Genomic DNA, 20,646 nt, shown 5'->3' with positions numbered 1-20,646 from the left:
ATTCGACGGTCGCAGACGTTAGGAACGGCGTGTGATCGCGGCGCCTCGCCCGTGCCACCGCCGCGCGACGGGCGCGTCACCGCCGCAGCTCAGCAGGCCGAAAATTTCCGCCGATTCCCGTGTTACAGCACGTTTCGTGGGCATCCGACGGGTCTGACAGCCAACTTGAACCGATGGGCGACCCCGATGACAGACACCTCGCCACCGCCCCGGATCCGCCTGCTCGGCGGTTTCCGCCTCGACTGCGACAGCCGGCCCGTGCACGTGGTGCCTGGCGTCCGCAGACTCCTGGCCTTGCTCGCGCTGCAGGAAACTCCCATCGAACGCACGGCCGCGGCCGCCTTGTTGTGGCCGGACGCCACCGCGAGGCGTGCCGCGGCGTGCCTGCGGTCGATGCTGTGGCGGTTGGTCAAACCGTCCCAACCGCTGGTGCTGTCCAACGAGAACATGCTCGAACTCGGCTCCGGTGTCGAGGTCGACTTCCACCGGGCTCGCCGGCTCGCGGCCGTGGTCGCGGCGCGCGAGTCCCCCTCGGAAGAAGGCGCCGTCACGCTGCTGAAAGCCGATCTGTTGCCGGGCTGGGACCACGACTGGGTGCAGGCGGAGCAGGACTGGTGGCGGCAGGCGCGGTTGCGTGCGTTGGAGGCGCTGAGCCACCGGCTGTGGTCGTCCGGCGACCGGTACCAGGCGTATGCGGCGGCCATGGCGGTGGTGCGGACGGATCCGTTGCGGGAAAGCGCGCACCGGACCTTGGTCGAGCTGCACATCGCCGACGGCAATCCGGCCGCCGCGGTGCGCCAGTACGCGACCTACCGCACCCGCTTGCGCGACGAACTCGGGCTCAGCCCGTCGCCACAGATCCACGACCTGGTCAGGCCGCTGCTCAGGCACGTCTAGTTTTCCGGGCGCCGCGCCGGGTAGCCGAAGACATGCGCACCCTCTTCCCGTCCGCCTGCCTGCTGCTCGGCCTGGGGATCGGCGGGTTCATCGACGGGATCGTGCTGCACCAGCTGCTGGAGTGGCACCACATGCTGTCCGGCTGGTACCCGCGGGACATGCAGGCCAACATGCTCGCCGACGGCCTGTTCCACCTGCTGTGCCTGATTCTGGTGATGGCAGGTGTCGCGCTGCTGGTCCGGGCGGCGCCGCAGGCCCCGCCGGACCGTGGCAGGCGTGCGTTCGGCTGGATACTCGCCGGCTGGGGCTGGTTCAACCTGGTCGAAGGCGTCATCGACCACCTCGTGCTCGGTGTCCACCATGTCCGTTCCGGTGCGGGGCAACTCGCGTACGACCTGGCTTTCCTGGCCTTCGGGGCCGCGCTCGTCGCGATCGGCACTCTGCTCGGCCGGGGGCGGGTGAGGGAGCCGGGGTGACGGTCGACGGCGGTGGCTTCCGGATGCTGGCGGGCTTGCTCGAAGCGAGCCACCTGGCGTCCATGGAAGCGCTGCCCGCGCTGGTCACCAGGCATTGCGCGGCGGCCGGGTTCTCCGGCGTGACGATCCTGGTCCCCGACCTGCGCCAGGAGAACCTGATCATGCTGGACCCATCCATGGGTCGTACCGAGGTGTCGCCGGTGGACGCGGGCATGGCGGGCCGGTGTTACCGGCACGTCGAACTGATCGCGTCCGACCGGGGGACCGCCGGCCACCACTTCTGGCTTCCGCTGCTGGACGGGACCGAACGGGTCGGCGTGCTCGGCGTGGTCGCGCCCGTGCACGACAAGTCCACAGTGGAACGACTGCGTGCGCTCGCGTCAGCGGTCGCCTTGATCCTGGTCAGCAAGAAGCCGCACAGCGACTCCTACGCCGAACTCGTGCGGAGCCGGCCCATGTCGGTGTCCGCCGACCTGGTGTGGCCGCTGATCCCGCCGCTGGCGTTCGCCACCGAGGACGTCGTGGTCACGGGCAAGCTCGAACCCGCCTACGAGATCGGCGGCGACGCGCTGGACTACGCGATGACCGGTGACGCCGTGCACCTGTCGATCTTCGACGCCATGGGCCATGACCGGGCGGCGGGCCTGACCGTCGCGCTCGCGGTCGGTACGTGCCGGAATTCCCGGCGGCGGAACAAGAGCCTGACGGAGACGAGTGTGGCCATCGACGAGGCGATCGCCGAGCAGTTCGGCAGGCGCAGGTTCGCCACCGGCATCCTGGCCCACCTGGACCACCGGACCGGGATGTTCAGCTGGGTCAACCGCGGCCACCCACCGCCGTTGCTGATCCGGCAGGGCCGCTGGCTGAAGGAGTTGTCCTGCCGGACGAGCCCGCCGATGGGGTTCCGGTTGCCGCAGGAGCCCGTGGAATGCGGGCAGCACCTGGAACCGGGCGACCGCCTGCTGTTCTACACCGACGGGATCGTGGAGGCCCGCGCCCCGTCAGGCACGCTGTTCGGCCTGCAACGCTTCGCCGACTTCGTGGTCCGGCGGGAGGCCGACGGGCTGTCCGCGCCGGAGACCCTGCGCCGCCTGATGCACGAGATCCTCGAATACCAGCACGGCGAGTTGCAGGACGACGCGACAGTGCTGTTGGTGGAATGGCGCAGTCACCGCGAACGCCGTATGGTCACGTCCCGTCGCGTGAACTGGCGACAAGCGCAGCGGTGAGACCGCCTCGCCGGAACGGGAACGTATGCGCGCCGGGAGCCGTGATCACCCGCTCGCCGGCCAGGTCACGGCACCACTCCGCCGGGCTGAAGGCGTCGTGCCGGCCGCGGATGACCGTGACCGGGCAGCCGATCGACTTGATCACCTCCTCGGGCCGGTCCTGTTGCGCGGACCGGACGAACCTCGTCAGGGCAACGGGACCGCCCCTGAGGTAGTACGGCCAGGTGATCGGGATCAACCCTTGCGGCTCGTAGCGGGAGTTGCGCATGAACGCCCTGAGAAGGGCTTTCGGCTCGCGCAAGGCGGGCGGGAACGTCGGCCCGGCCAGCACCACCGAACGTACCGACTCCGGCGCTGATCGGGCCACGTGCAGCGCCACCTGAGCACCCGTCGAGTGTCCGAAAAGGACCACCGGACGCCTGGCCACCGCGCGTAACCAGTCGACGGTCAACGCCGCGATATCCGGCAGCTCAGGGGGACAGGGCCGGGGCCGCCGATGCCCGAACCCGGGCACGTCCACGAGAAACGCCGGGCCCGAGACCGAACATCCCAGCATCGTGTCGATGAGGTAGCCCAGTGCGCCGAGCCCGGGAACCAGCACCACAGGCGGCGCCGTGCCGTCGCCATTGCTCGCGGTCAAACTCCGGACCTTGCGGCCGCCCACGTCGTCCCAACGTGCCTCGTACGGTGACATGGCACTGGACTACCCCGAAAACGTTCACAGCAAGACCTGGATCGTCAGCTCACCGGAAAGGCCGCCGACCGGCTCACCTCGGCCCATTCCTCGACCTCCGCGCCGCGGATCTGGTCCGACCTCCGCACCGCTTCGACCGCGTCGGCACCGAGCAGCAGCCGCAACGGAGGCGTCTCCAGGTTGACCAGGTCGACGAGGATGCCGGCACCGCGTACCGGGTCACCCGGCTGCTTGCCGTCGCTCGCGTCACGCAACCTGTGCATTTCGCCGACCGACGCGTCGTACTCCGGCCGGACCGAGGCACGCTCCATCGACGCGCCCTGCCAGTCCGTGCGGAACGCGCCCGGCTCGACGATGGTGACCCGGATGCCCAGCGGCTTCACCTCGTTGGTGAGCACTTCGGAGAAGCCCTCGACGGCGAACTTGGCGGCCTGGTAGGCCCCGAGGCCCGGCGATCCGCCGACGCGGCCGCCGACCGACGAGAACTGCATGAAGTACCCCGAGCGCTGCTCCCTGAAGACCGGCAGAGCCGCGCGGGTGACGTTGACCACGCCGAAGAAGTTCGCTGCGACCTGCGCCCGGAAGTCGTCCTCCGGCATGTCCTCGATGGGCGCGCTGTTGGCGTAACCGGCGTTGTTGACCACGACGTCGAGCCCGCCGAACTCGCGTATCGCGAACGCCACGGCTTCACGCGCGGCGGCCGGGTCGGTGACGTCCAGCGCGAACGTCCGCACCGCGGCACCGTGTTCAGCCACCAGCTCGTTGAGCTGTTCCGGCCGCCGGGCGGTGGCGACCACTTTGTCGCCGGCCTTGAGCGCCGCCCGGGCCAGCTCCAGCCCGAACCCGCGAGAACTGCCGGTGATCAGCCAGGTCCTGCTCATGATGTCCTCTTCCACTCGACCAACTAACTGGTTAGTTGCTTCCAGGGAACACCGCGCTGAGGCGTTTGTCAACCAACCGGTTAGTTACTAGGCTGGGCGGCATGAGAGACGCGGCGGAGACGAAGCGCAAACTGCTGGCCGCGGCCACCGAGGAGTTCGCGGAGCGAGGCATCGCAGGCGCCCGCGTCGACCGCATAGCGGCCGCGGCGGGCTGCAACAAGGCGATGATCTACAGCTACTTCGGCAGCAAGGACGACCTGTTCGACGCCGTGTTCGGCGAGGCCGTCGCCCGCTTCGTCGCCGACGTCCCGATGGACACCGACGACCTGCCTGGCTACGCGGGCAGGCTCTTCGACCGCTACGAGCAACGCCCCGAGGCGCTGCGGTTGTCGATCTGGCACCGGCTGGAACGCCCGAAAGGCAAGGGCCTCAACGAGGTCATGCAGGCGAACGACGTGCGCCTGCACGACCTTCGGCGTGCGCAGGAGGAAGGACGTCTGTCCACTCACTACACGCCCGTCGAACTGCTGGTGCTGATCCAGTCCGTCTCAACCGCATGGACAACGACCAATCCGGAACTCGACGAACACGCCGCCATCCCTCGGGAGCAACGCCGTGCCCTCGTGGTGGACGCGATCCGGCGGTTGATCGCGGAGAACTGACAGTCCTCAGCCGAGGACGGTCGTGACCTGCGAGGCCGGGCCGTCCAACGCGGGAAAACGTTCGCGCGTCCGCCCGTCGTGGCCGGGCACGATCGTCCCTCCCGTTTCGGCTGCCAGCCGGTTGAGGAACGACAGGGCGCGACGCATCTCGTCCAGATCGGTGAACGCGAAGAACGGCCACTCGTGCTCGATCTGCTCGTAGAAATGCGCCGCGTCCGAGGCGAGGATCAGCGGGCCCGACCGGCCTTGGACCACGGCGACCAGCTCGCCGGGACAGTGCCCGCCGACCGGGTGGACCGTCACGCCCGGATGGACCTCGGTCGCGCGCTCGACGAGCCGCAGGCGGCCCCGTTCCTCGGCTTTCCAGACCGCGTCGAGGTGTTCGGCCGTGGCGAACTCGCCTGCGAGCTTGCCGTCGCGCCACTTGCCGTGCCAGTACTCGTACTCCGCCGCTCCCGCGACGACCTGGGCGTTGGGGAACAGGCCGAGGTGTCCGATGTGGTCATAGTGGAAGTGCGAGGTGACGACCATCGACACGGCGGCCGGGTCGATGTCCAGCAGGCGCAGCGCGTCCGGTGTGGAGATGACCGGCTGCTCGCCGAGCCAGTCGCGTTCGCTGATGTCGTAGCCGGTGTCCAGCAGGATCGTGGTGGACGCGTCGCGCAGGACCCAGAAGTTGTAATCCATCTGCAGATCGCCGTCCGGCTGGCCATACGAGGCATAGTCGTGCAGCACAACGCTTTTCTGGGTCACGCGTTCCCCGTAGCGGACCTGGAGCACTTCGAATCCGGTCACCGCGCGGCCTCTTCCTCCAGGATCGGGGCGGCGACGGTCGCCGCGTGGATGCCGATCACGCTGACGATCTCCAGCACCTCCATGATCTCCTCCTTGGTCGCGCCGTACCGCACCGCGTTGCGGATGTGCAGTTTCAGCCCGGGGACGTAGAGATGCGTCGCGGAGGCGTCGAACGCCGTGTAGATCAGCTCCTTGACCTTCGGTGACAGCACGCCGGTCCGCCACGGCACCGAGGAGAACTCGGTGTACGCCTCGAACAGGTCCGGGTCCAGTTCCAGCAGGCCGTCCCAGAACGAGTGCCAGTAGCCGCGGTTCTCGGTGAACTCGGCCTTGAGCTTCTCCTGCCGCTCGTCCAGCGGCGCGGGCCCGGTGCGGAGTCCTTCCTCCTCCAGGACTTCCAGCAGCAGCGGGACGCCGATGTTCGCGGCGTGGATGCCGAGCGTGGAGGTCAGTTCGAGCACCTCCATGATCTCCTCTTTCGTCGCACCGAAAGCGAGCGCGGCACGGATGTGCTGCCGGATTCCGGGCGTGTAGAGGTGCGTAGCGGCGGCGTCCGCGGCGATGTAGACGAACTCCTTGACCTTGTCCTCGAGGTGGTTGCGGCGCCACGGCACGGCGGAGAACTTCAGGTACGCCTCAAGGAAACCGGGGTCGAGCCGCAGGATGCTCTCCCAGGCGTCGCTCCAGGTGCCGCGCACCTTGATGAACTCCGCCTTCAGTTCCTCCTGGCGTGTCGTCAGGTTCGTGGTCATGGACGTTCCTCCCGGTGCTGCGAGGCCTGAAGCCAACGGACGATCTCGGTGTGGTCGGCCGTGGGCGGCAGGTCCTCGGCCGCCTTGGCCCACAGTTCGACGGCGGACTCGCCGAGCAGCGAAGGCGCGCCGGTCTCCCGGGCGAGCTCGACGGCGATGCGCATGTCCTTGAGCATCAGGCGAAGCCCGAAGCCGGAGTCGAACGTGCCGGGCAGGACGAACTTCGGCCACTTCGCCTCGGTGGAGCCGCTGCGGCCGCTCGATCCGTTGACCACGTCCAGCATCACGGCCGGATCGAGGCCGAATTCCTGGCCCGCGAGCAGCGCCTCCGAACTGACCAGCAAGTGGGTGGCCGACATGAGGTTGTTCAGCGCCTTCAACGCGTGACCCGCGCCGACGGCGCCGACGTGCTGCACCTTGCCGAACCGCTCCAGCACCGGACGCACGCGTTCGACGTCACCGGCCGCGCCGCCGGCCATCACGGTCAGCGTGCCGGCCTCGGCGCCGTCGACTCCGCCGGACACCGGGGCGTCGACCACTGGAACACCGCGCGCGGCGGCCCGTTCGGCGAGAGTCCGGGTCGAGTGCGGCCGGGAGGACCCCAGATCGACCAGTACGGTGCCCCGGCGCACGGCTTCGAGCAGACCTTCCTGGTAGACCACGTGTTCCACGACGTCCGAGTTGGGCAGCATGAGCAGGATCGCATCCGCGCCCGCCGTCACCTCGTCCAGAGTGGACACGGTGATCCCGTTGTGGCGAGCCGGATCGGTGTCGAAACCGCGCACGGTGTACCCGGCCTCGACGAGCCGCCGGGCCATCGGGGTACCCATGTTGCCCAGTCCGACGAAGCCGATCACCGCGCCGGGGGCCAGTGGCGCGTTCACTGGACCTCGATCCCCTCGGCGGCGAGATCCGTGAGCACCTTCTCGGCGACCCGGAACGACTCCAGCGCGGCCGGGACTCCACAGTAGATCGCGGACTGCAACAGGGCTTCCTGGATCTCGGCCTGGGTGCAGCCGTTGCGCACCGCGCCCCGGACGTGTACACCGAGCTCGTGCATCCGGTTCAGCGCCGTGAGCATCACCAGGTTGAGCAGGCTGCGTGTCCGCTTGGGCAGCCCGTCACGCGTCCACACCTCACCCCAGCAGTACTCGGTGACGAGCTCCTGCACCGGCCGGCTGAAGTCCGTCACCTTGGCCAGCGAACGCTCGACGTGCTCGGCGCCGAGCACCTCCTTGCGTGTCGCCAGGCCCGCTTCGAACCGTTCCTTGTCCATGGTTCCCCCTTTCCTCTTCACCGCTGTGCGGCGAGATAGTCGTCCTCACTGACCGGTGTCTCCCACTGGGTGGTGCCGAGTGAGATGGCCACGTGTGACATCGCGCAACCGGTGCTCGCGCCATGCCAGTGCCGTTCGCCGGGTGGTACCCACACCACGTCACCGGGCTGGAGTCGTTGCGGCGCTTCCCCTTCGCTGCACACCCAGCCGCTGCCCGTGGTCACCTGAAGGATCTGGCCGCGTTCGTGACGGTGCCAGTGGGTGCGGGCGCCGGGCGTGAAGTAGACGGAGTTGATCGTGACGCCGTCGGTGGTGGGCAGAATCGGGTCCGCCCATACCGTGCCGTCGAACGTCGCACCCCGCTGTTCGGTCTGTGCGCCCTCGGCCCTGCCGTGGATGATCTTCATGCTTTCTCCTGGTCGTGCAGGCGCACGCCGCCCGCGGCGTCGCCGATCGCGTCGACGACACGGTTGCTGATCTGGTCGGCGTATCCGAGCGAGTTCGCCAGCGCGAAACTCGCCATCGGTCCCGAGGCGTTGAGCGTCGGCACGCCCAGCTCACGCAGCCGGTTCACGTACAGCACGATGTCCTTCATCATCAGCGTGCTGGTCAGCCCGCCTTCGAGGTAGTCACCGTCGACGATGTGCGGGAACCGGTTCAGCGTGGCGAAGTTGATGCCGGTGCTGGCGTTGAACACGTCCAGCAGCTGGTGCATGTCCAGGCCCGCCTTGCGCCCGGCGACGAGCACCTCGGCGGTCGCGGCGAGGCTGACGGCGTTGAGGAAGTTGTTGAGCACCTTGGTGGTGTGCCCGGCGCCGCTGCCTCCCATCGCGAACACCCTGGCACTGAACGGTTCCAGCGTCGGTTTCAGGGCGTCGATGGCCGCGGCGGAACCGCCGACCATCAGCGTCAGCGTGCCCTTCTCGGCCGCGGCCGCGCCGCCCGAGATGCCCGCGTCGACGAACTCCACGCCACGCTCGGCGAAGGCCGCGTGCAGCTTGACCGTCGAGGACGGCTCGGCGGTGCTGAGATCCACCACGATCTGTCCCGCACGACAGTGTGCGAGCACACCGTCCTCGCCCAGAACTACCTTTTCGACCACTGGAGTGTCCGGAAGGGACAGCAGCAGGTGGTCGGCGGCCTCGGTCACCTCGGCGATCGAGCCGGCGGCCTCGGCGCCCGCTTCCTCGGCACGCCCGGAGACCGGGTCGTAGCCGATCACCGTTTGTCCACTGTCGACTATCCGGCGGGTGATCCGGCCGCCCATGTTGCCCAGACCGATCACGCCGACCCTTGGCGTACTCATTGTTTCTCCGTTTCGAACGACACCCGGCGGTCGACCTCCGCGGTGTCCCAAGCGCCCGCACCACCGGACGGGCGCACTGTGCTGACGATCGCGGAACCACCGTCGACCGAGATGACCTCACCGTGGACGTAGGAGGCGTCATCGCTGAGCAGGAACGCCACGACAGCGGCGATCTCGTCGGGTGAACCGGTACGGCGCAACGGCACCGTCGTGCCACGCCGGATCATGTCGTCCCCGCCGCCCGTGGCTGTCTGGTTCGCGGCGAACAGGCCGGTCGGGACCAGACCGGGAGCGACCGCGTTGACCCGGACACCCAGCGGTCCGCCGTACATCGCCGCGCCCCGCATCAACCCGAGCACACCGTGTTTGGTGGTCTGATACGGGAGCAGGTCGTGGCTTCCCCGCAGGCTCGCGATGGACGCGGTGATCACGATCGCGCCGCCGCCGCCTTGGCCGGCGTACTGGCGGAAAGCCGCGCGCACACCGAGAAACGGCCCACGCAGGTTCACACCCACGACCCGGTCGAAGTCCTCGACGCTCATCTCGGGCAGTTCGGTGAACGGACCGGTGATACCGGCGTTGAGGTGGTGCAGATCGAGCCGCCCGAACTCCTCGACGGCCGACCGCACGTACCGCTCGACGTCCTCCTCCCGGGACACGTCGCCCGGGACGGCGAGCGACCGGCCCGGAACGTCGGCGGCGACCTGCCGGGCGCCGTCGGCGTCGACGTCCACCAGGACGACACTCGCGCCCGCACCGGACAGCCGCCGTGCGGTCGCCGCACCGATCCCGCTCGCGGCGCCCGTGACCACGGCGACCTTGCCGTCCAGCGACCGTGTCATGAGCTTTTCCTTTCCGTGCGTGGGCTGACCCGGACCGCGAAGCCCGGATCGGCCGGGTCCCACGGTTCGAACCGGTCGAGCACCAGCGGGTCGTGGCCGGGCAGCAGCACGGTGTCCGGCCGCGCGGCCAGTGCGCCGAGCTCGTCGAAGCCCTGGTACATCGCCCGCAGGTCGGCGACCACGAAGAACGGCCGGTCGCGCTCAAGTTCCTCGTAGTAGTGCACGGCATCGGAGGCGAGCACGACCGTTCCGCCGTCGGTCCGGATCACGGCGGCCAGCTGACCGGGCGTGTGGCCGCCGATCTCGCGTAGCTCGATGCCGGGGGCGAGGTCATGTCGTGCGGACAGGCGGGTGACCCGGCCGTCGCGGTCCGCCTTGGTGATCGCCGCGATGTCAGGCGGTTCGGCGGAGTGTCCGAACTGGAGGCGTCCGGCGTACGGACTGGTCCAGAAGTCCAGCTCCCGGGCGGAGATCAGGATCTGGGCCAGGGGGAACAGGTCCACGTTGCCGGTGTGGTCGTAGTGGGCGTGGGTGATCACGACCTGCTCGACCCGCCGCGGGTCGATGTCCAGTCGCGTCAGGGCTTCCGGGACCGGGCATGTGATGGTACGGCCGCGCCGCTCGCCGACCTCAGGGGTGAAACCGGTGTCCACGATGATGGTGCGCTTGTCGTCGCGTACCACCCAGAAGAAGTAGTCCATCCCGAGTGGACGGTCTGGTTCGTGGTACAGGTGGTAGTTCAGGTAGACCTGGCTGGCCACCGTCTGCCGCGTGCCGTAACGCACGGCGATCACCTCGTAGGTGTCCTCCATCAAGTTGCCTCTCGCACCCGTTCGTCCACAGTGACAGGTTCATCATCGGCGCCGATGTGCCTGCCCGCCGTCTCCGGCAGGAACTTCCACAGGAACGCGGTGGCCACGAGGGCGACGAGCACCATGTAGGACGCGGGCCAGACGCTGCTGCCCGTGGCACTGGCGATCGCGCTCGCGATCAGGGGGCCGGGGCCGGCCACGAACGCGAGCGCGATGTTGAACCCGGTGGCGCTACCGCTGGAGCGGGTCGCGGCGGGGAACAGCTCGACGAGCATGACCACAGTGGTGACGCTGACCAGGGACTGCGGGACGATCAGCAGCAGCATGCCGAGCAGGACCGGCACCGTGCCGCCCTGGCCCATCAGGACGAACGCGGGCAGGCCGAGGATCACGTAGCCGACGCTGCCGGTCAGGTTGACGCGGCGGCGGCCGTACCGGTCGGAGATCGCGCCCGCAACAGGGCACAGTGCCATGTAGACGGTCAGGCCGATCACGCTCAGCGTCAGTGCCTCGGTGCGCGACAGCTGCACGGTCTGGGACAGGTAGTTCACCACGTAAGTGGCCAGGTAGTAGAACCCGAGGCCCTGCACCGCGGCGATGGCCAGGGTGAGCAGCACCGGCTTCAGATCACGCTTGCCTGCCGTGCGCAGGGGTTTGTCGACGACCTTGTCGAGGACCTTGAGCTCCTGGAACACCGGCGTCTCGTCGAGCTTGAGCCGCACGTACAGGCCGATCACGGTGAGCGGGGCGGCGAGCAGGAACGGGATGCGCCAGCCCCACGAGGCCATCGCGTCGGCGCTCAGCGTGGACTGCAACAGCAGTGCGACGAGGCTGCCTGCCACGGTGGCCAGTGCCGCGGTGGCCGAGATGACGCTGGCGAAGATGCCGCGCCGATGGCTGGGCGTCGACTCCAGCAGGAACGCCGCCGATCCGGTCCATTCCCCGCCTGCCGAGAAGCCCTGGAGGCATCGCAGGACCACCAGCAGTACGGGTGCGAGCACGCCTACTTGCGCGTAGGTGGGCAGTGCCGCGATGAGCGTCGTCGTCACGCCCATCATCAGCACCGATGCCGACAGCGTGAACCGCCGTCCGCGCCGGTCGCCCAGCGAACCGAGCACCAGCCCGCCGACCGGCCGGAAGAAGAACGCCACGCCGAACACGGCCAGCGAGGCCAGCAGCCCGGTGGTCGCGTCGCCCGCGGGGAAGAAGACTTTGCCCATGATCGGCGCGAAGAAGCCGTAGACGGCGAAGTCGAACCACTCCATGAAGTTGCCGACGCCGACGGCGAGCGCCGCCTTGCGTCGTTCTCGGCCCAAGGCCGGGGACTGCGTTGTCATCACTCGGCTCCCACGATCAACCTTGATCGAGTGTCCACTCAGCGGACAGAACATTCATTGAGTGGACGAATTGGGCTAAAGCTAGGCGGGCGATACGCTGATGTCAATGCTCACGGATGTCCGCTGAGTGATAAGCTTGTCCACTATGCGAAGCGCTGTGGAGCCGCCGAGCGGGACCGTCGCGCGTGTCATGGCGGTGTTCCGCGCGGTCGTCGAGGCACCTGGGGACATCAGCGTCGCCGAGCTGACCGAGCAGCTGGGACTGCCGCGCCCGACCGTGCACCGGCTGCTGGATCTGCTGGCCAAGGAGGACATGCTGGAACCGGACCCGGCCACCCGGCGCTGGCGGCCCACCGCGGAGTGCCAGCGGCTGGGCGCGTTGCTGACCAGCAAGCGTGACCTGGTCGCGCTGGCCCGCCCGGTCCTTGCCGAGGTGGTGAGGCGCAGTGAGGAAGCCTGTCTCCTGGGTGTGTACCTGCCGCGCCGCCGGGAGATGTTCTACGCGGCGGAGCACACCTCGCCGAACCCGCTCTCGTACCGGATCGAGCTGAACTCACCCGTGTCGGTGATGTGGGGTGCGTCCGGCCGCGCGATCCTCGCCTTCCTGCCCGAGGAGGAGATCGAAGCCATCCTCGCCGACCGCACGCCCGCGCCCGGCTCCGGCGAGAAACCGCCGAGCCCGGCCGCGCTGCGCCGGGAACTGGCGCTGATCAGGGCGAAGGGCTACGCCTTCTCCCGCGGCGAGAAGATCGTCGGCTCGCGTGGCATCTCGGCGCCCATCCTCGGCGCGGACTGTGTCGCGGTCGGCAGTCTGACGTTGACCATCCCGGAGATGCGGTTCCGCGAGGAAGCCAAGGAACAACTCGCCGAGATGGTGATCGGTGGCGCCCGCCGGCTCAGCTCCACCCTGGGATATCCGCACGGCGGCTGACGTCCGTCCTCATCGGACCTTCGCGGAAACCGGGTGAAAACCGGTCGCCGATGCGGGACACTCACGCGGTGCTCCTGACCATGACCACGACCCGTCAGCCCGCGACCGACCTCGGCTTCCTGCTGCACAAGCATCCCGAGAAGGCACAGTCGTTCGCGGTCGCGGCAGGCACGGCGCACGTGTTCTACCCCACGGCACGTGAGGACGAATGCACCGCGGCGCTGCTGCTCGACATCGACCCGGTCGAGTTGGTCCGTGGCAGGCACGACCGTGCGTTCACCTTGAACCAGTACGTCAACGACCGGCCGTACGCCGCCGGGTCGATGATGGCGGTCGCGCTGAGCTCGGTGTTCAAGACCGCGATGAACGGCATCGCGAAGTCGCACCAGGAGCTCGCCGACACGGCCATCCCGCTGGCCGTCCACCTCCCGGCGCTGCCGTCACGCGGTGGTCCGGACCTGGTCACGGCGTTGTTCGAACCACTCGGCTGGCAGGTCGACGCGACGGCTGTGCCGCTGGACCCGGAGTTCCCCGACTGGGGCGACTCGCCGTACCTGGACGTCCGGCTGACCGGGACCCACCGCGTTTCCGAAGCGCTCAGGCACCTGTACGTGCTGTTGCCGGTGCTGGACAACGCGAAGCATTACTGGGTGACCGAGGAGGAGGTCGGCAAGCTGCTGCGGGCGGGTGAGGGCTGGCTGGCCGACCATCCGAGGCGGGAGCTGATCAGTCAGCGGTACCTCAAGCACCGCAAGGCCTACGTGCGCTTCGCGCTGAGCCGGTTGGCGGAGGCGGACGAATCCGACGAAGAGCAGCTCGACAACGCGCTCGACGAGCCGGTGGTCGCCGAGGAACCGGACCGCTCGGTGCCGCTTGCCGTGCAGCGCAGGGGAAGCGTTGTCGCCGTGCTCAAAGCGGCCGGTGCGCGCCGAGTGCTCGACCTCGGTTGCGGCGGTGGCGCGCTTCTGCGTGACTTGATCAAGGAGCCGTCCTTCACCGAGATCGTCGGTGTGGACGTGTCCGCGCGTGCGCTGGAAGTCGCCGCTCGACGGTTCGAGCGGACTCCGGAACGGGTGCGTAGCCGCCTGACGCTCAGGCAATCCGCTTTGACCTATGTGGACAAGTCGCTCGCCGGGTACGACGCCGCCGTGTTGATGGAGGTGATCGAGCACGTCGACGAGCCGCGCCTTCCTGCGTTGGAGTACAGCGTTTTCGGTGCGGCAAGGCCGGGTACGGTCGTGGTCACGACGCCGAACGTCGAATACAACGTCCGGTTTCCGACCTTGCCCGTGGGCAGGATGCGCCACTCGGACCACCGTTTCGAGTGGACTCGTGCCCAGTTCCGTACGTGGGCGGATGGCGTGGCGCAACGCTACGGCTACACCGTCCGTTACCTGCCGGTCGGCCAAGAAGATCCGGAAGTAGGCCCGCCGACCCAGCTTGCCGTGTTCGAGGTGTCCCGATGAAACTGTCCATTCCAGACATGGCACTGGTCGTGCTCGTCGGCGCGTCCGGCTCAGGCAAGTCCACCTTCGCGCACAAGCACTTCCGGTCGACGCAGGTGCTGTCCAGCGACTTCTTCCGCGGCCTGGTCTCCGACGACGAGAACGACCAGACCGTCTCCGAGGCGGCGTTCGACGCGTTGCACTACGTCGCCGCCAAGCGGATGACCGCGGGCAAGGTGACCGTGATCGACGCGACGAACGTGCAGCGGACGTCGCGTGGTCACCTCATCGCCTTGGCCAAGAAGCACCACGTGCTGCCGGTGGCGATCGTGCTCGACATGCCCGAAGGGCTGTGCATCGAGCGCAACGCGGCGCGACCGGACCGCGACTTCGGCGCGCACGTCATCCGACGGCACCGCAACGAGCTGCGGAAGTCGTTGCGGTCGTTGGAGAAGGAAGGCTTCCGGCGGGTGTACGTGCTGCGCACGCCCGAGGAGGTCGAGGCCGCCGAGATCGAGATCGAGCCGCTGCTGAACGACAAGCGGTCCGAGACCGGGCCGTTCGACGTGATCGGCGACGTGCACGGCTGCCGCGCCGAACTGGAGGAACTGCTCGAGAAGCTGGGCTACGTGCTGGACCGGGACGCCGAAGGCCGCCCGGTCGGCGCCGTGCACCCGGAAGGGCGTCGCGCGGTGTTCGTGGGCGACCTCGTCGACCGTGGCCCGGACACGCCTGGCGTGCTGCGCCTGGCGATGGGCATGATCGAGGCGGGCAACGCCTTGTGCGTCTGCGGGAACCACGAGCAGAAGCTTGTCCGGGCGTTGCGCGGGCGCAATGTCCGGGTGTCGCACGGGCTTGCGGAGTCGCTGGAGCAGCTGGGCGCGGAGCCCGAGGAGTTCCGCAAGCGAGTCGAGGCGTTCTGCGGCGGCCTGATCGCGCATTACGTGCTGGACGGCGGAAATCTCGTGGTCTCGCACGCCGGTCTGCCGGAGAACTACCACGGCCGGGCGTCGGGCGCGGTCCGCAGTTTCGCGCTCTACGGCGACACCACCGGCGAGACGGACGAGTATGGCCTGCCGGTGCGCTACCCGTGGGCACAGGACTACCGTGGTCGCGCCATGGTCCTATATGGACACACCCCCACGCCGGTCGCGGAGTGGATCAACGGGACCATGTGCCTGGACACCGGATGCGTGTTCGGTGGACGGCTGACCGCCTTGCGTTACCCGGAGCGTGAAGTCGTCTCGGTTGCCGCACACAAGGTCTGGTACGAACCAACCAAGCCGTTGCTGCCCCCGTCGGAGCTGCCGCCGCCCGCGGTCGCCCGGCGTGATCCCGACGTGCTCGACCTGGACGACGTGATCGGCCGCCGGATCGTCGAGACACAGCACCACGGCCGCGTTTCGGTCCGTGAGGAGCAGGCCGCGGCGGCACTGGAGGTGATGAGCCGGTTCGCGGTCGACCCCCGGTGGCTGCTCTACCTGCCGCCGACGATGAGTCCGGTCGCGACTTCACCGCTTCCTGACGTGCTGGAGCATCCCCGTGAGGCCTTCGAGGGGTACCGCGCTGACGGCGTCCAGTCCGTTGTGTGCGAGGAGAAGCACATGGGTTCCCGGGCGGTCGTGCTGGTGTGCCGGGACTCCGGCGCGGCCCGGTTCGGCATCGACGGCGCGGGCGCGGTCTACACCCGCACCGGACGGTCGTTCTTCTCGCCGGAGTTGACCGAGCAGTTGCTTGCCCGCGTCCGGGCCGCGGCCGACGGCCTGTGGGACGAACTCCGGACGGACTGGCTGCTGCTGGACGCCGAGCTGATGCCGTGGAGCGCCAAGGCAAGCGGGCTGATCACCCGGCAGTACGCGCCGGTCGGTGCGGCGGCTTCGGCGGCCCTTTCGGCGTCACTGGCGGCGTTGTCCTCAGCCGAGGACCGCGGCGTGGATGTCGGTTCGCTGCTGGCTTCCACGCGGTCGCGGGCGTCGAACGCCGCTGGTTTCCGTGCCGCCTACCGGCGTTACTGCTGGCCTGTCGACGGACTGGACGGCGTCCGCCTGGCGCCGTTCCAGCTGCTGGCCGCCGAGGGACGCTCGTTCGCGACCGAGCCCCATTCCTGGCATCTGGCCATCGCGGACCGGCTGGTCGCGGCGGACCCTTCGCTGTTCGTTTCCACCAAGCGCTTGTTCGTGGACACGACCTCCGAAGAGTCGGTCGCCGCGGGCATCGCGTGGTGGGAGGAGATGACCGGCGCCGGTGGCGAAGGCATGGTCGTCAAGCCCGCCGCGAACCTCGTCCGCGGTGCCAAAGGCCTGGTGCAGCCGGGAATGAAGGTCCGTGGCCGGGAGTACCTGCGCATCATCTACGGCCCGGACTACACCGAGCCGCACCACATCAAGCGGCTCAGGCAACGTGGCCTGGGACGCAAACGGTCGCTCGCCGGCCGGGAATATGCCCTCGGGCTGGAGGCCCTTGACCGAGTCGCCCGCAACGAGCCGCTTTGGCGCGTACACGAATGCGTGTTCGCCGTGCTCGCACTGGAGTCGGAACCAGTCGATCCCCGGCTTTAGGGCCCTGGCCGACGCCAGGGGCCTTCGGACCGGAACCGGCCCGGTCGATCGATGATCGGCCGGGTCCGCCCGTCGTCAGGCGTTGGGAAAGTCCCGGCGTTGTGAGTACGCGACGGGATGGGGCTTCGAGATCGCGCCCATCAGCTCCGCGAAACGCTTGGCTTCAGGGTTGCCACGGGTCGCCTGCACAGCGTCCATGTCGCGCCACGTGGTGCAGTTCAGGACGTGTGTTCCGTCGTCGCTGGGCAGGATCATCCCGTCGATGTATCCGTCCTGACGACTGAGCACCTCACCGAGGCTCCCGCTCATGAGCTCCACGAGCTTCGCCTGGTTCTCCGGCGCCACATCGAAGCGTATGACCATGGTGACGTAACCGTTGCCCATCGTTCTCCTAAGGCATGACAGAAAAGACTTACTGAGTGACATTTCGGAGGCGCCCGTCAGAGTACGAGGCGTGCCCTGAGAAAAAATGGCGAGTTTCAGCAAGGATCACCGGCTGTCGCACTGTTCTCCGGGCGTGGCTTCGCCCGGACCAGACGCGGTGGCGGCGGAAGCCATGTCAACCGCGCTAAGATCCGATGTCGGCCTCAGTGGAAGCCTTCGGGGCATGTCACACCCAGGAGCGTGCTATGCGCATCGGTGAACTGGCATCACGATCAGGCGTGAGCATCCGGTCCCTGCGTTACTACGAGGAGCAGGGACTGCTGGCCAGCACCCGCAGCGCGACCGGGCAACGGCACTACACGACCGACCAGATCGAGCGGGTCGACTTCATTCAGCGGCTGTTCGCGGCCGGCCTCTCCAGCCGTACCATCGCCGAACTGCTTCCCTGCGTCGAATCCCCCAGCGAGGGCAACTCGGACGCCGCCTTCGAACGAATGATGCTGGAACGCGACCGGCTGACGGCCCACATCGCCGACCTGCAACGCACCCGCGACTCGCTCGACAACCTCATCGCCGCGAACCGGGCCCACCGCGAGACCCTGCAAGCGGCAGCGGTCAGCCAGTGATCCGGAGTCGCACCGCGGCTCCCCGACGTCATCCGCCGACCCGCTCGCGCGTGTGAACCCCGTCACTCCCGGTTGCCCCTCACATCAATGTCAGTGCCTAGCTTTGCGGCCGTTGTCCCAACCGCAGGCTAGGAGGAATTCATGGACATCAAGGGAGTAGTCGCGCTGGTGACTGGTGCCAACCGTGGCATCGGCCGTCACTTCGTACAGCAACTGCTTGAGCGTGGGGCGACGAAGGTCTACGCCACGGCACGCAATCCGGAACGTGTCGACATAGCCGGAGCACATGTTCTGCAGCTGGACGTCACCGACCCGTCGTCCGTCGCGGCGGCTGCGGCAGCGTCGCCGGACGTCACGCTGCTGATCAACAACGCCGGGGTCTCCTTGAGCCAGAACTACCTCGACGGGAATCTCGACGACATCCGGCTGGAGCTGGAGACGCTCTTCTGGGGCACGTTGAACACGACCCGCGCGTTCGCGCCGGTGCTCGCCGCGAACGGGGGCGGCGCGGTCCTCAACGTGCTGTCGGCCATGTCGTGGTTCTCCTACGACGGCGCGAACTCCTACGCGTCCGCCAAGGCCGCGCAATGGGCGCTGACCAACGGCACCCGCCTGGAACTGGCCCGTCAAGGCACCTTGGTCACCGCCTTGCACATGGGTTTGGTCGACACCGACATGGCGGCTGGTTACGACGTGGACAAGCTGGACCCGGCCGACGTCGTGCGCACCGCTCTCGACGGCGTGGCGGCCGGAGCGCTGGAGATCCTGGTGGACGACGCCAGCCGACAGGTCAAAGCCGCGCTCGCCCTCGATCCCAGTGCCCTGTACCCGCAGACAGCGGCCGCTGCGTGACCGCGTTCCCCACCTCCCCCTGACACCCCACCCTCGTGAGTGTTTATCGGTGTTCTAACCCTGATAAACACTCACGAGGGGTCCTGAGAAGAGAGACAACAATGAACTCAGTGCGGGATGCCGCCACCGCGGACACGAACGCCGCCCCGACGACCGTGGTTCTTGCCGGCCGGGTCTTCGTTCCTCCCGGTGATCTCGAGACGTTCATCGCCGAGGCGCGGACGGTGTACCCGGTCGCGGCGGCGAACCCGGGAAACGTGCTGATGTCGTTCAGCGTCGAGGACGCGGCGGCCGGGATCGTCACCGTGCTGGAGAAATGGACGTCCCAGGAGGCGCTCGATCGGCACGTGGCCACGCCGGTGGTCACGGCGCTCCTCACCAAGTGGGGCCCGCGCATCCGCAACGAGGTTCAGCGGTTCGACGTACTCGACCCGAGCGGCCCCGGTGGACAGGAACAGCCCGGTGGCGCGCTTCCACCGGCGATGCAGATGATCCAGTTGCTCGGCGGGTTCCAGCTCGCGCAGGCGCTGTACGTCATGGCCAAGCTCGACATCGCCACGCGACTCGACGACGGGCCGAGGACCGTGGCTGATCTGGCGGCTGCCAGTGGGGCGCAGCCGGAGCCGTTGGGCAGGCTGATCCGGTCCCTCGCCACGGTCGGTGTTTTCCGGCACCTGCCTGACGGGACCGTCGAGACCACACCGCTCGGTGCGACGCTGTCCGCGAACCGCCCGGACTCCGCACGAGCCGCTGCCCTGTACTGGATGGAGACGCACTACCTCCCGTTCAGCGACCTGCTGCACAACGTCCGCACGGGCGAGACGGCTGCCAACCACTACTACGGGGAGCCGTTCTTCGACTGGATCGTCAAGAAACCCGAGCTGGTCGAGTTGCAGACGAGCACGATGGCCAACGTGACCGGCGGCCTGCGCGCCGGGATGTTCGATGACTACCGGCTTCCCGCCGGTGCGGTCGTGGCCGACATCGGCGGAGCGAACGGTTCGGTGCTCGTGCGATTCCTCGCCAAGGAGCCGGACCGGCGGGGCATCGTGTTCGACCTGCCCGAGGTCGTTCCCGGCGCCCGGCGGCACATCGAGGAGCAGGGGCTCGCCGACCGTGTCGATGTGGTGGCCGGTGACTTCTTCGAATCGGTGCCACCCGCGGATGTCTACGTCCTGGCGTACGTTCTGCACGACTGGGACGACGAGAAGTGCCGGCGCATCCTGGGCAGCATCGAGGCCGCCGCCAAACCCGGTGCCCGGCTGGTGATCGTCGAAGGCCTGGTGCCCGCAGGCGACGAGCCGCACCTCACCAAGATGATCGACCTGATCATGCTCGCCATGGGAGGAGGCAAGGAGCGCAGCGCGGACGAGTTCGAGCAGTTGCTCTCCTCGGCCGGGTTCACGCTGGACCGCATCGTGCCGACCCCGACCCCGTTCTCCTTCATCGAAGCCACCGTGCGGCCCTGACCACCCCCAGCTCACCCCTCGTGAGTGTTTATCAGGGTTAGAACACGGATAAGCACTCACGAGGGGGTTCGGGGTGTGGGGGTCAGCCCTCGGTGATGACGATCGAGGTTTTCGCGGCCCGGTGCCTGAGGTCCCGCAGCGGGCGGTACTCGGGGGACTCGTAGAAGTCGAGAACGCGCTTCGCCGAAGGGAACTCGATCAACGCCACCACCCCTGGGTCCCAGGAGCCCTCGATCACCCGTGTCGTGCCGCGCGGAACCAGGAAGACACCGTCGAACTGCTTGACCACACCGTCCACATTGGCGGCATAGTGCCGCATGGCGTCCGGGTCGATCATTTCCTCGATCGTGACGATCATGTATGCGGACATGCCGACTCCTTGGAGGGATTGAACTTCTGGGTACGAAACCGCGGGGTCGACG

General features: G+C 68.2%; 23 protein-coding genes. 10 read left to right on the top strand and 13 right to left on the bottom strand.

The genetic code is table 11. The features are described 5' to 3' along the window. Window positions 1–186: 186 nt before the first annotated feature. The 3 genes from GC106_RS31795 to GC106_RS49500 are packed head-to-tail and all read left to right on the top strand — an operon-like array spanning window position 187 to window position 2,602. Entirely contained in the window at window positions 187–897 is a 711-nt protein-coding gene (locus tag GC106_RS31795; protein ID WP_173138287.1) for an AfsR/SARP family transcriptional regulator, read from the top strand. Between the two features lie 32 nt (window positions 898–929). Further along, a complete protein-coding gene (locus GC106_RS31790) occupies window positions 930–1,373 on the top strand; it encodes a DUF2243 domain-containing protein (protein WP_173138285.1) in 444 nt (147 codons plus the stop codon). Then, window positions 1,370–2,602: a PP2C family protein-serine/threonine phosphatase gene (locus GC106_RS49500; protein WP_217281239.1), complete on the top strand. Its 1,233-nt coding sequence runs from the start codon at window positions 1,370–1,372 to the stop codon at window positions 2,600–2,602. The genes GC106_RS31790 and GC106_RS49500 overlap by 4 nt, the downstream gene beginning before the upstream one ends. On the opposite strand, the gene GC106_RS31780 is transcribed toward GC106_RS49500, so the two are convergent. Together GC106_RS31780 and GC106_RS31775 are read right to left on the bottom strand one after the other, a co-directional pair. Beyond that, a complete protein-coding gene (locus GC106_RS31780; RefSeq protein WP_173138283.1) occupies window positions 2,562–3,296 on the bottom strand; it encodes an alpha/beta fold hydrolase in 735 nt (244 codons plus the stop codon). The two genes, GC106_RS49500 and GC106_RS31780, sit on opposite strands and share 41 nt — an antisense overlap. Window positions 3,297–3,340: 44 nt before the next feature. Further along, window positions 3,341–4,177, bottom strand: a complete 837-nt coding sequence (locus GC106_RS31775; RefSeq protein ID WP_173138281.1) for an oxidoreductase — start codon at window positions 4,175–4,177, stop codon at window positions 3,341–3,343. A gap of 101 nt (window positions 4,178–4,278) precedes the next feature. On the opposite strand from GC106_RS31775, the gene GC106_RS31770 reads away from it, so the two are divergent. Next, on the top strand, window positions 4,279–4,839 hold the full coding sequence (locus tag GC106_RS31770) for a TetR/AcrR family transcriptional regulator (protein ID WP_173138280.1): 561 nt from the start codon (window positions 4,279–4,281) through the stop codon (window positions 4,837–4,839). Window positions 4,840–4,845: 6 nt separating this feature from the next. Here GC106_RS31770 and GC106_RS31765 read toward each other — a convergent pair whose 3' ends face one another. From GC106_RS31765 to GC106_RS31725, 9 genes are read right to left on the bottom strand one after another with little or no spacing between them, the layout of a single operon-like run. Beyond that, window positions 4,846–5,634 (bottom strand): N-acyl homoserine lactonase family protein, encoded by a 789-nt coding sequence (locus GC106_RS31765; protein ID WP_173138279.1) that lies wholly within the window; start codon window positions 5,632–5,634, stop codon window positions 4,846–4,848. Then, window positions 5,631–6,386, bottom strand: a complete 756-nt coding sequence (locus GC106_RS48205) for a carboxymuconolactone decarboxylase family protein (protein WP_173138278.1) — start codon at window positions 6,384–6,386, stop codon at window positions 5,631–5,633. Before GC106_RS48205 ends, GC106_RS31765 begins: the two co-directional genes overlap by 4 nt. After that, window positions 6,383–7,270 (bottom strand): NAD(P)-dependent oxidoreductase, encoded by an 888-nt coding sequence (locus GC106_RS31755; RefSeq protein WP_217281238.1) that lies wholly within the window; start codon window positions 7,268–7,270, stop codon window positions 6,383–6,385. The genes GC106_RS48205 and GC106_RS31755 overlap by 4 nt, the downstream gene beginning before the upstream one ends. Further along, window positions 7,267–7,662: a 4-carboxymuconolactone decarboxylase gene (pcaC, locus tag GC106_RS31750; RefSeq protein ID WP_173138277.1), complete on the bottom strand. Its 396-nt coding sequence runs from the start codon at window positions 7,660–7,662 to the stop codon at window positions 7,267–7,269. Before pcaC ends, GC106_RS31755 begins: the two co-directional genes overlap by 4 nt. A gap of 17 nt (window positions 7,663–7,679) precedes the next feature. Beyond that, the gene (locus GC106_RS31745) at window positions 7,680–8,069 is read right to left on the bottom strand and encodes a cupin domain-containing protein (protein ID WP_173138276.1); all 390 of its coding nucleotides are present in this window, start codon (window positions 8,067–8,069) and stop codon (window positions 7,680–7,682) included. After that, entirely contained in the window at window positions 8,066–8,968 is a 903-nt protein-coding gene (locus tag GC106_RS31740) for an NAD(P)-dependent oxidoreductase (RefSeq protein ID WP_173138275.1), read from the bottom strand. The genes GC106_RS31745 and GC106_RS31740 overlap by 4 nt, the downstream gene beginning before the upstream one ends. Continuing rightward, a complete protein-coding gene (locus GC106_RS31735) occupies window positions 8,965–9,810 on the bottom strand; it encodes an SDR family NAD(P)-dependent oxidoreductase (RefSeq protein WP_173138274.1) in 846 nt (281 codons plus the stop codon). Before GC106_RS31735 ends, GC106_RS31740 begins: the two co-directional genes overlap by 4 nt. Further along, complete coding sequence (locus tag GC106_RS31730; protein WP_173138273.1) at window positions 9,807–10,622, bottom strand: N-acyl homoserine lactonase family protein; 816 nt, start codon at window positions 10,620–10,622, stop codon at window positions 9,807–9,809. The genes GC106_RS31735 and GC106_RS31730 overlap by 4 nt, the downstream gene beginning before the upstream one ends. After that, entirely contained in the window at window positions 10,622–11,959 is a 1,338-nt protein-coding gene (locus GC106_RS31725; RefSeq protein ID WP_173138272.1) for an MFS transporter, read from the bottom strand. Before GC106_RS31725 ends, GC106_RS31730 begins: the two co-directional genes overlap by 1 nt. 145 nt (window positions 11,960–12,104) lie before the next feature. Here GC106_RS31725 and GC106_RS31720 point away from each other — a divergent pair, with 145 nt between their 5' ends. The 3 genes from GC106_RS31720 to GC106_RS31710 all read left to right on the top strand — a co-directional run bounded on the left by GC106_RS31720 (window position 12,105) and on the right by GC106_RS31710 (window position 16,893). Beyond that, the gene (locus GC106_RS31720; protein ID WP_173138271.1) at window positions 12,105–12,890 is read left to right on the top strand and encodes an IclR family transcriptional regulator; all 786 of its coding nucleotides are present in this window, start codon (window positions 12,105–12,107) and stop codon (window positions 12,888–12,890) included. Window positions 12,891–12,958: 68 nt separating this feature from the next. After that, entirely contained in the window at window positions 12,959–14,356 is a 1,398-nt protein-coding gene (locus tag GC106_RS31715; protein WP_173138270.1) for a 3' terminal RNA ribose 2'-O-methyltransferase Hen1, read from the top strand. Then, window positions 14,353–16,893, top strand: coding sequence for a polynucleotide kinase-phosphatase (locus GC106_RS31710; RefSeq protein ID WP_173138269.1), 2,541 nt, complete (start codon window positions 14,353–14,355; stop codon window positions 16,891–16,893). The genes GC106_RS31715 and GC106_RS31710 overlap by 4 nt, the downstream gene beginning before the upstream one ends. A 75-nt stretch (window positions 16,894–16,968) precedes the next feature. Here the strand turns inward: GC106_RS31710 and GC106_RS31705 are convergent, their stop codons facing one another. Continuing rightward, window positions 16,969–17,277 (bottom strand): antibiotic biosynthesis monooxygenase family protein, encoded by a 309-nt coding sequence (locus GC106_RS31705; protein WP_173138268.1) that lies wholly within the window; start codon window positions 17,275–17,277, stop codon window positions 16,969–16,971. 245 nt (window positions 17,278–17,522) lie between these two features. On the opposite strand from GC106_RS31705, the gene GC106_RS31700 reads away from it, so the two are divergent. From GC106_RS31700 to GC106_RS31690, 3 genes are all read left to right on the top strand, one after another. Continuing rightward, on the top strand, window positions 17,523–17,903 hold the full coding sequence (locus GC106_RS31700; RefSeq protein ID WP_173138267.1) for a MerR family transcriptional regulator: 381 nt from the start codon (window positions 17,523–17,525) through the stop codon (window positions 17,901–17,903). A 141-nt stretch (window positions 17,904–18,044) separates the two neighbouring features. Further along, on the top strand, window positions 18,045–18,755 hold the full coding sequence (locus tag GC106_RS31695) for an SDR family oxidoreductase (protein ID WP_173138266.1): 711 nt from the start codon (window positions 18,045–18,047) through the stop codon (window positions 18,753–18,755). Between the two features lie 101 nt (window positions 18,756–18,856). After that, window positions 18,857–20,224 carry a methyltransferase gene (locus GC106_RS31690; RefSeq protein ID WP_173138265.1) on the top strand — a complete coding sequence of 456 codons (1,368 nt, stop codon included), beginning with the start codon at window positions 18,857–18,859 and terminating at the stop codon, window positions 20,222–20,224. Between the two features lie 82 nt (window positions 20,225–20,306). Here GC106_RS31690 and GC106_RS31685 read toward each other — a convergent pair whose 3' ends face one another. After that, window positions 20,307–20,594, bottom strand: coding sequence for a DUF1330 domain-containing protein (locus GC106_RS31685; RefSeq protein WP_173138263.1), 288 nt, complete (start codon window positions 20,592–20,594; stop codon window positions 20,307–20,309). Window positions 20,595–20,646 lie beyond the last annotated feature (52 nt).

Source organism: Kibdelosporangium persicum (assembly GCF_013280595.1).
Lineage (GTDB): Bacteria > Actinomycetota > Actinomycetes > Mycobacteriales > Pseudonocardiaceae > Kibdelosporangium > Kibdelosporangium persicum.
The sequence above is the reverse complement of the archived record's forward strand: the minus strand, read 5'-3'. Positions and strand labels throughout refer to the sequence as shown.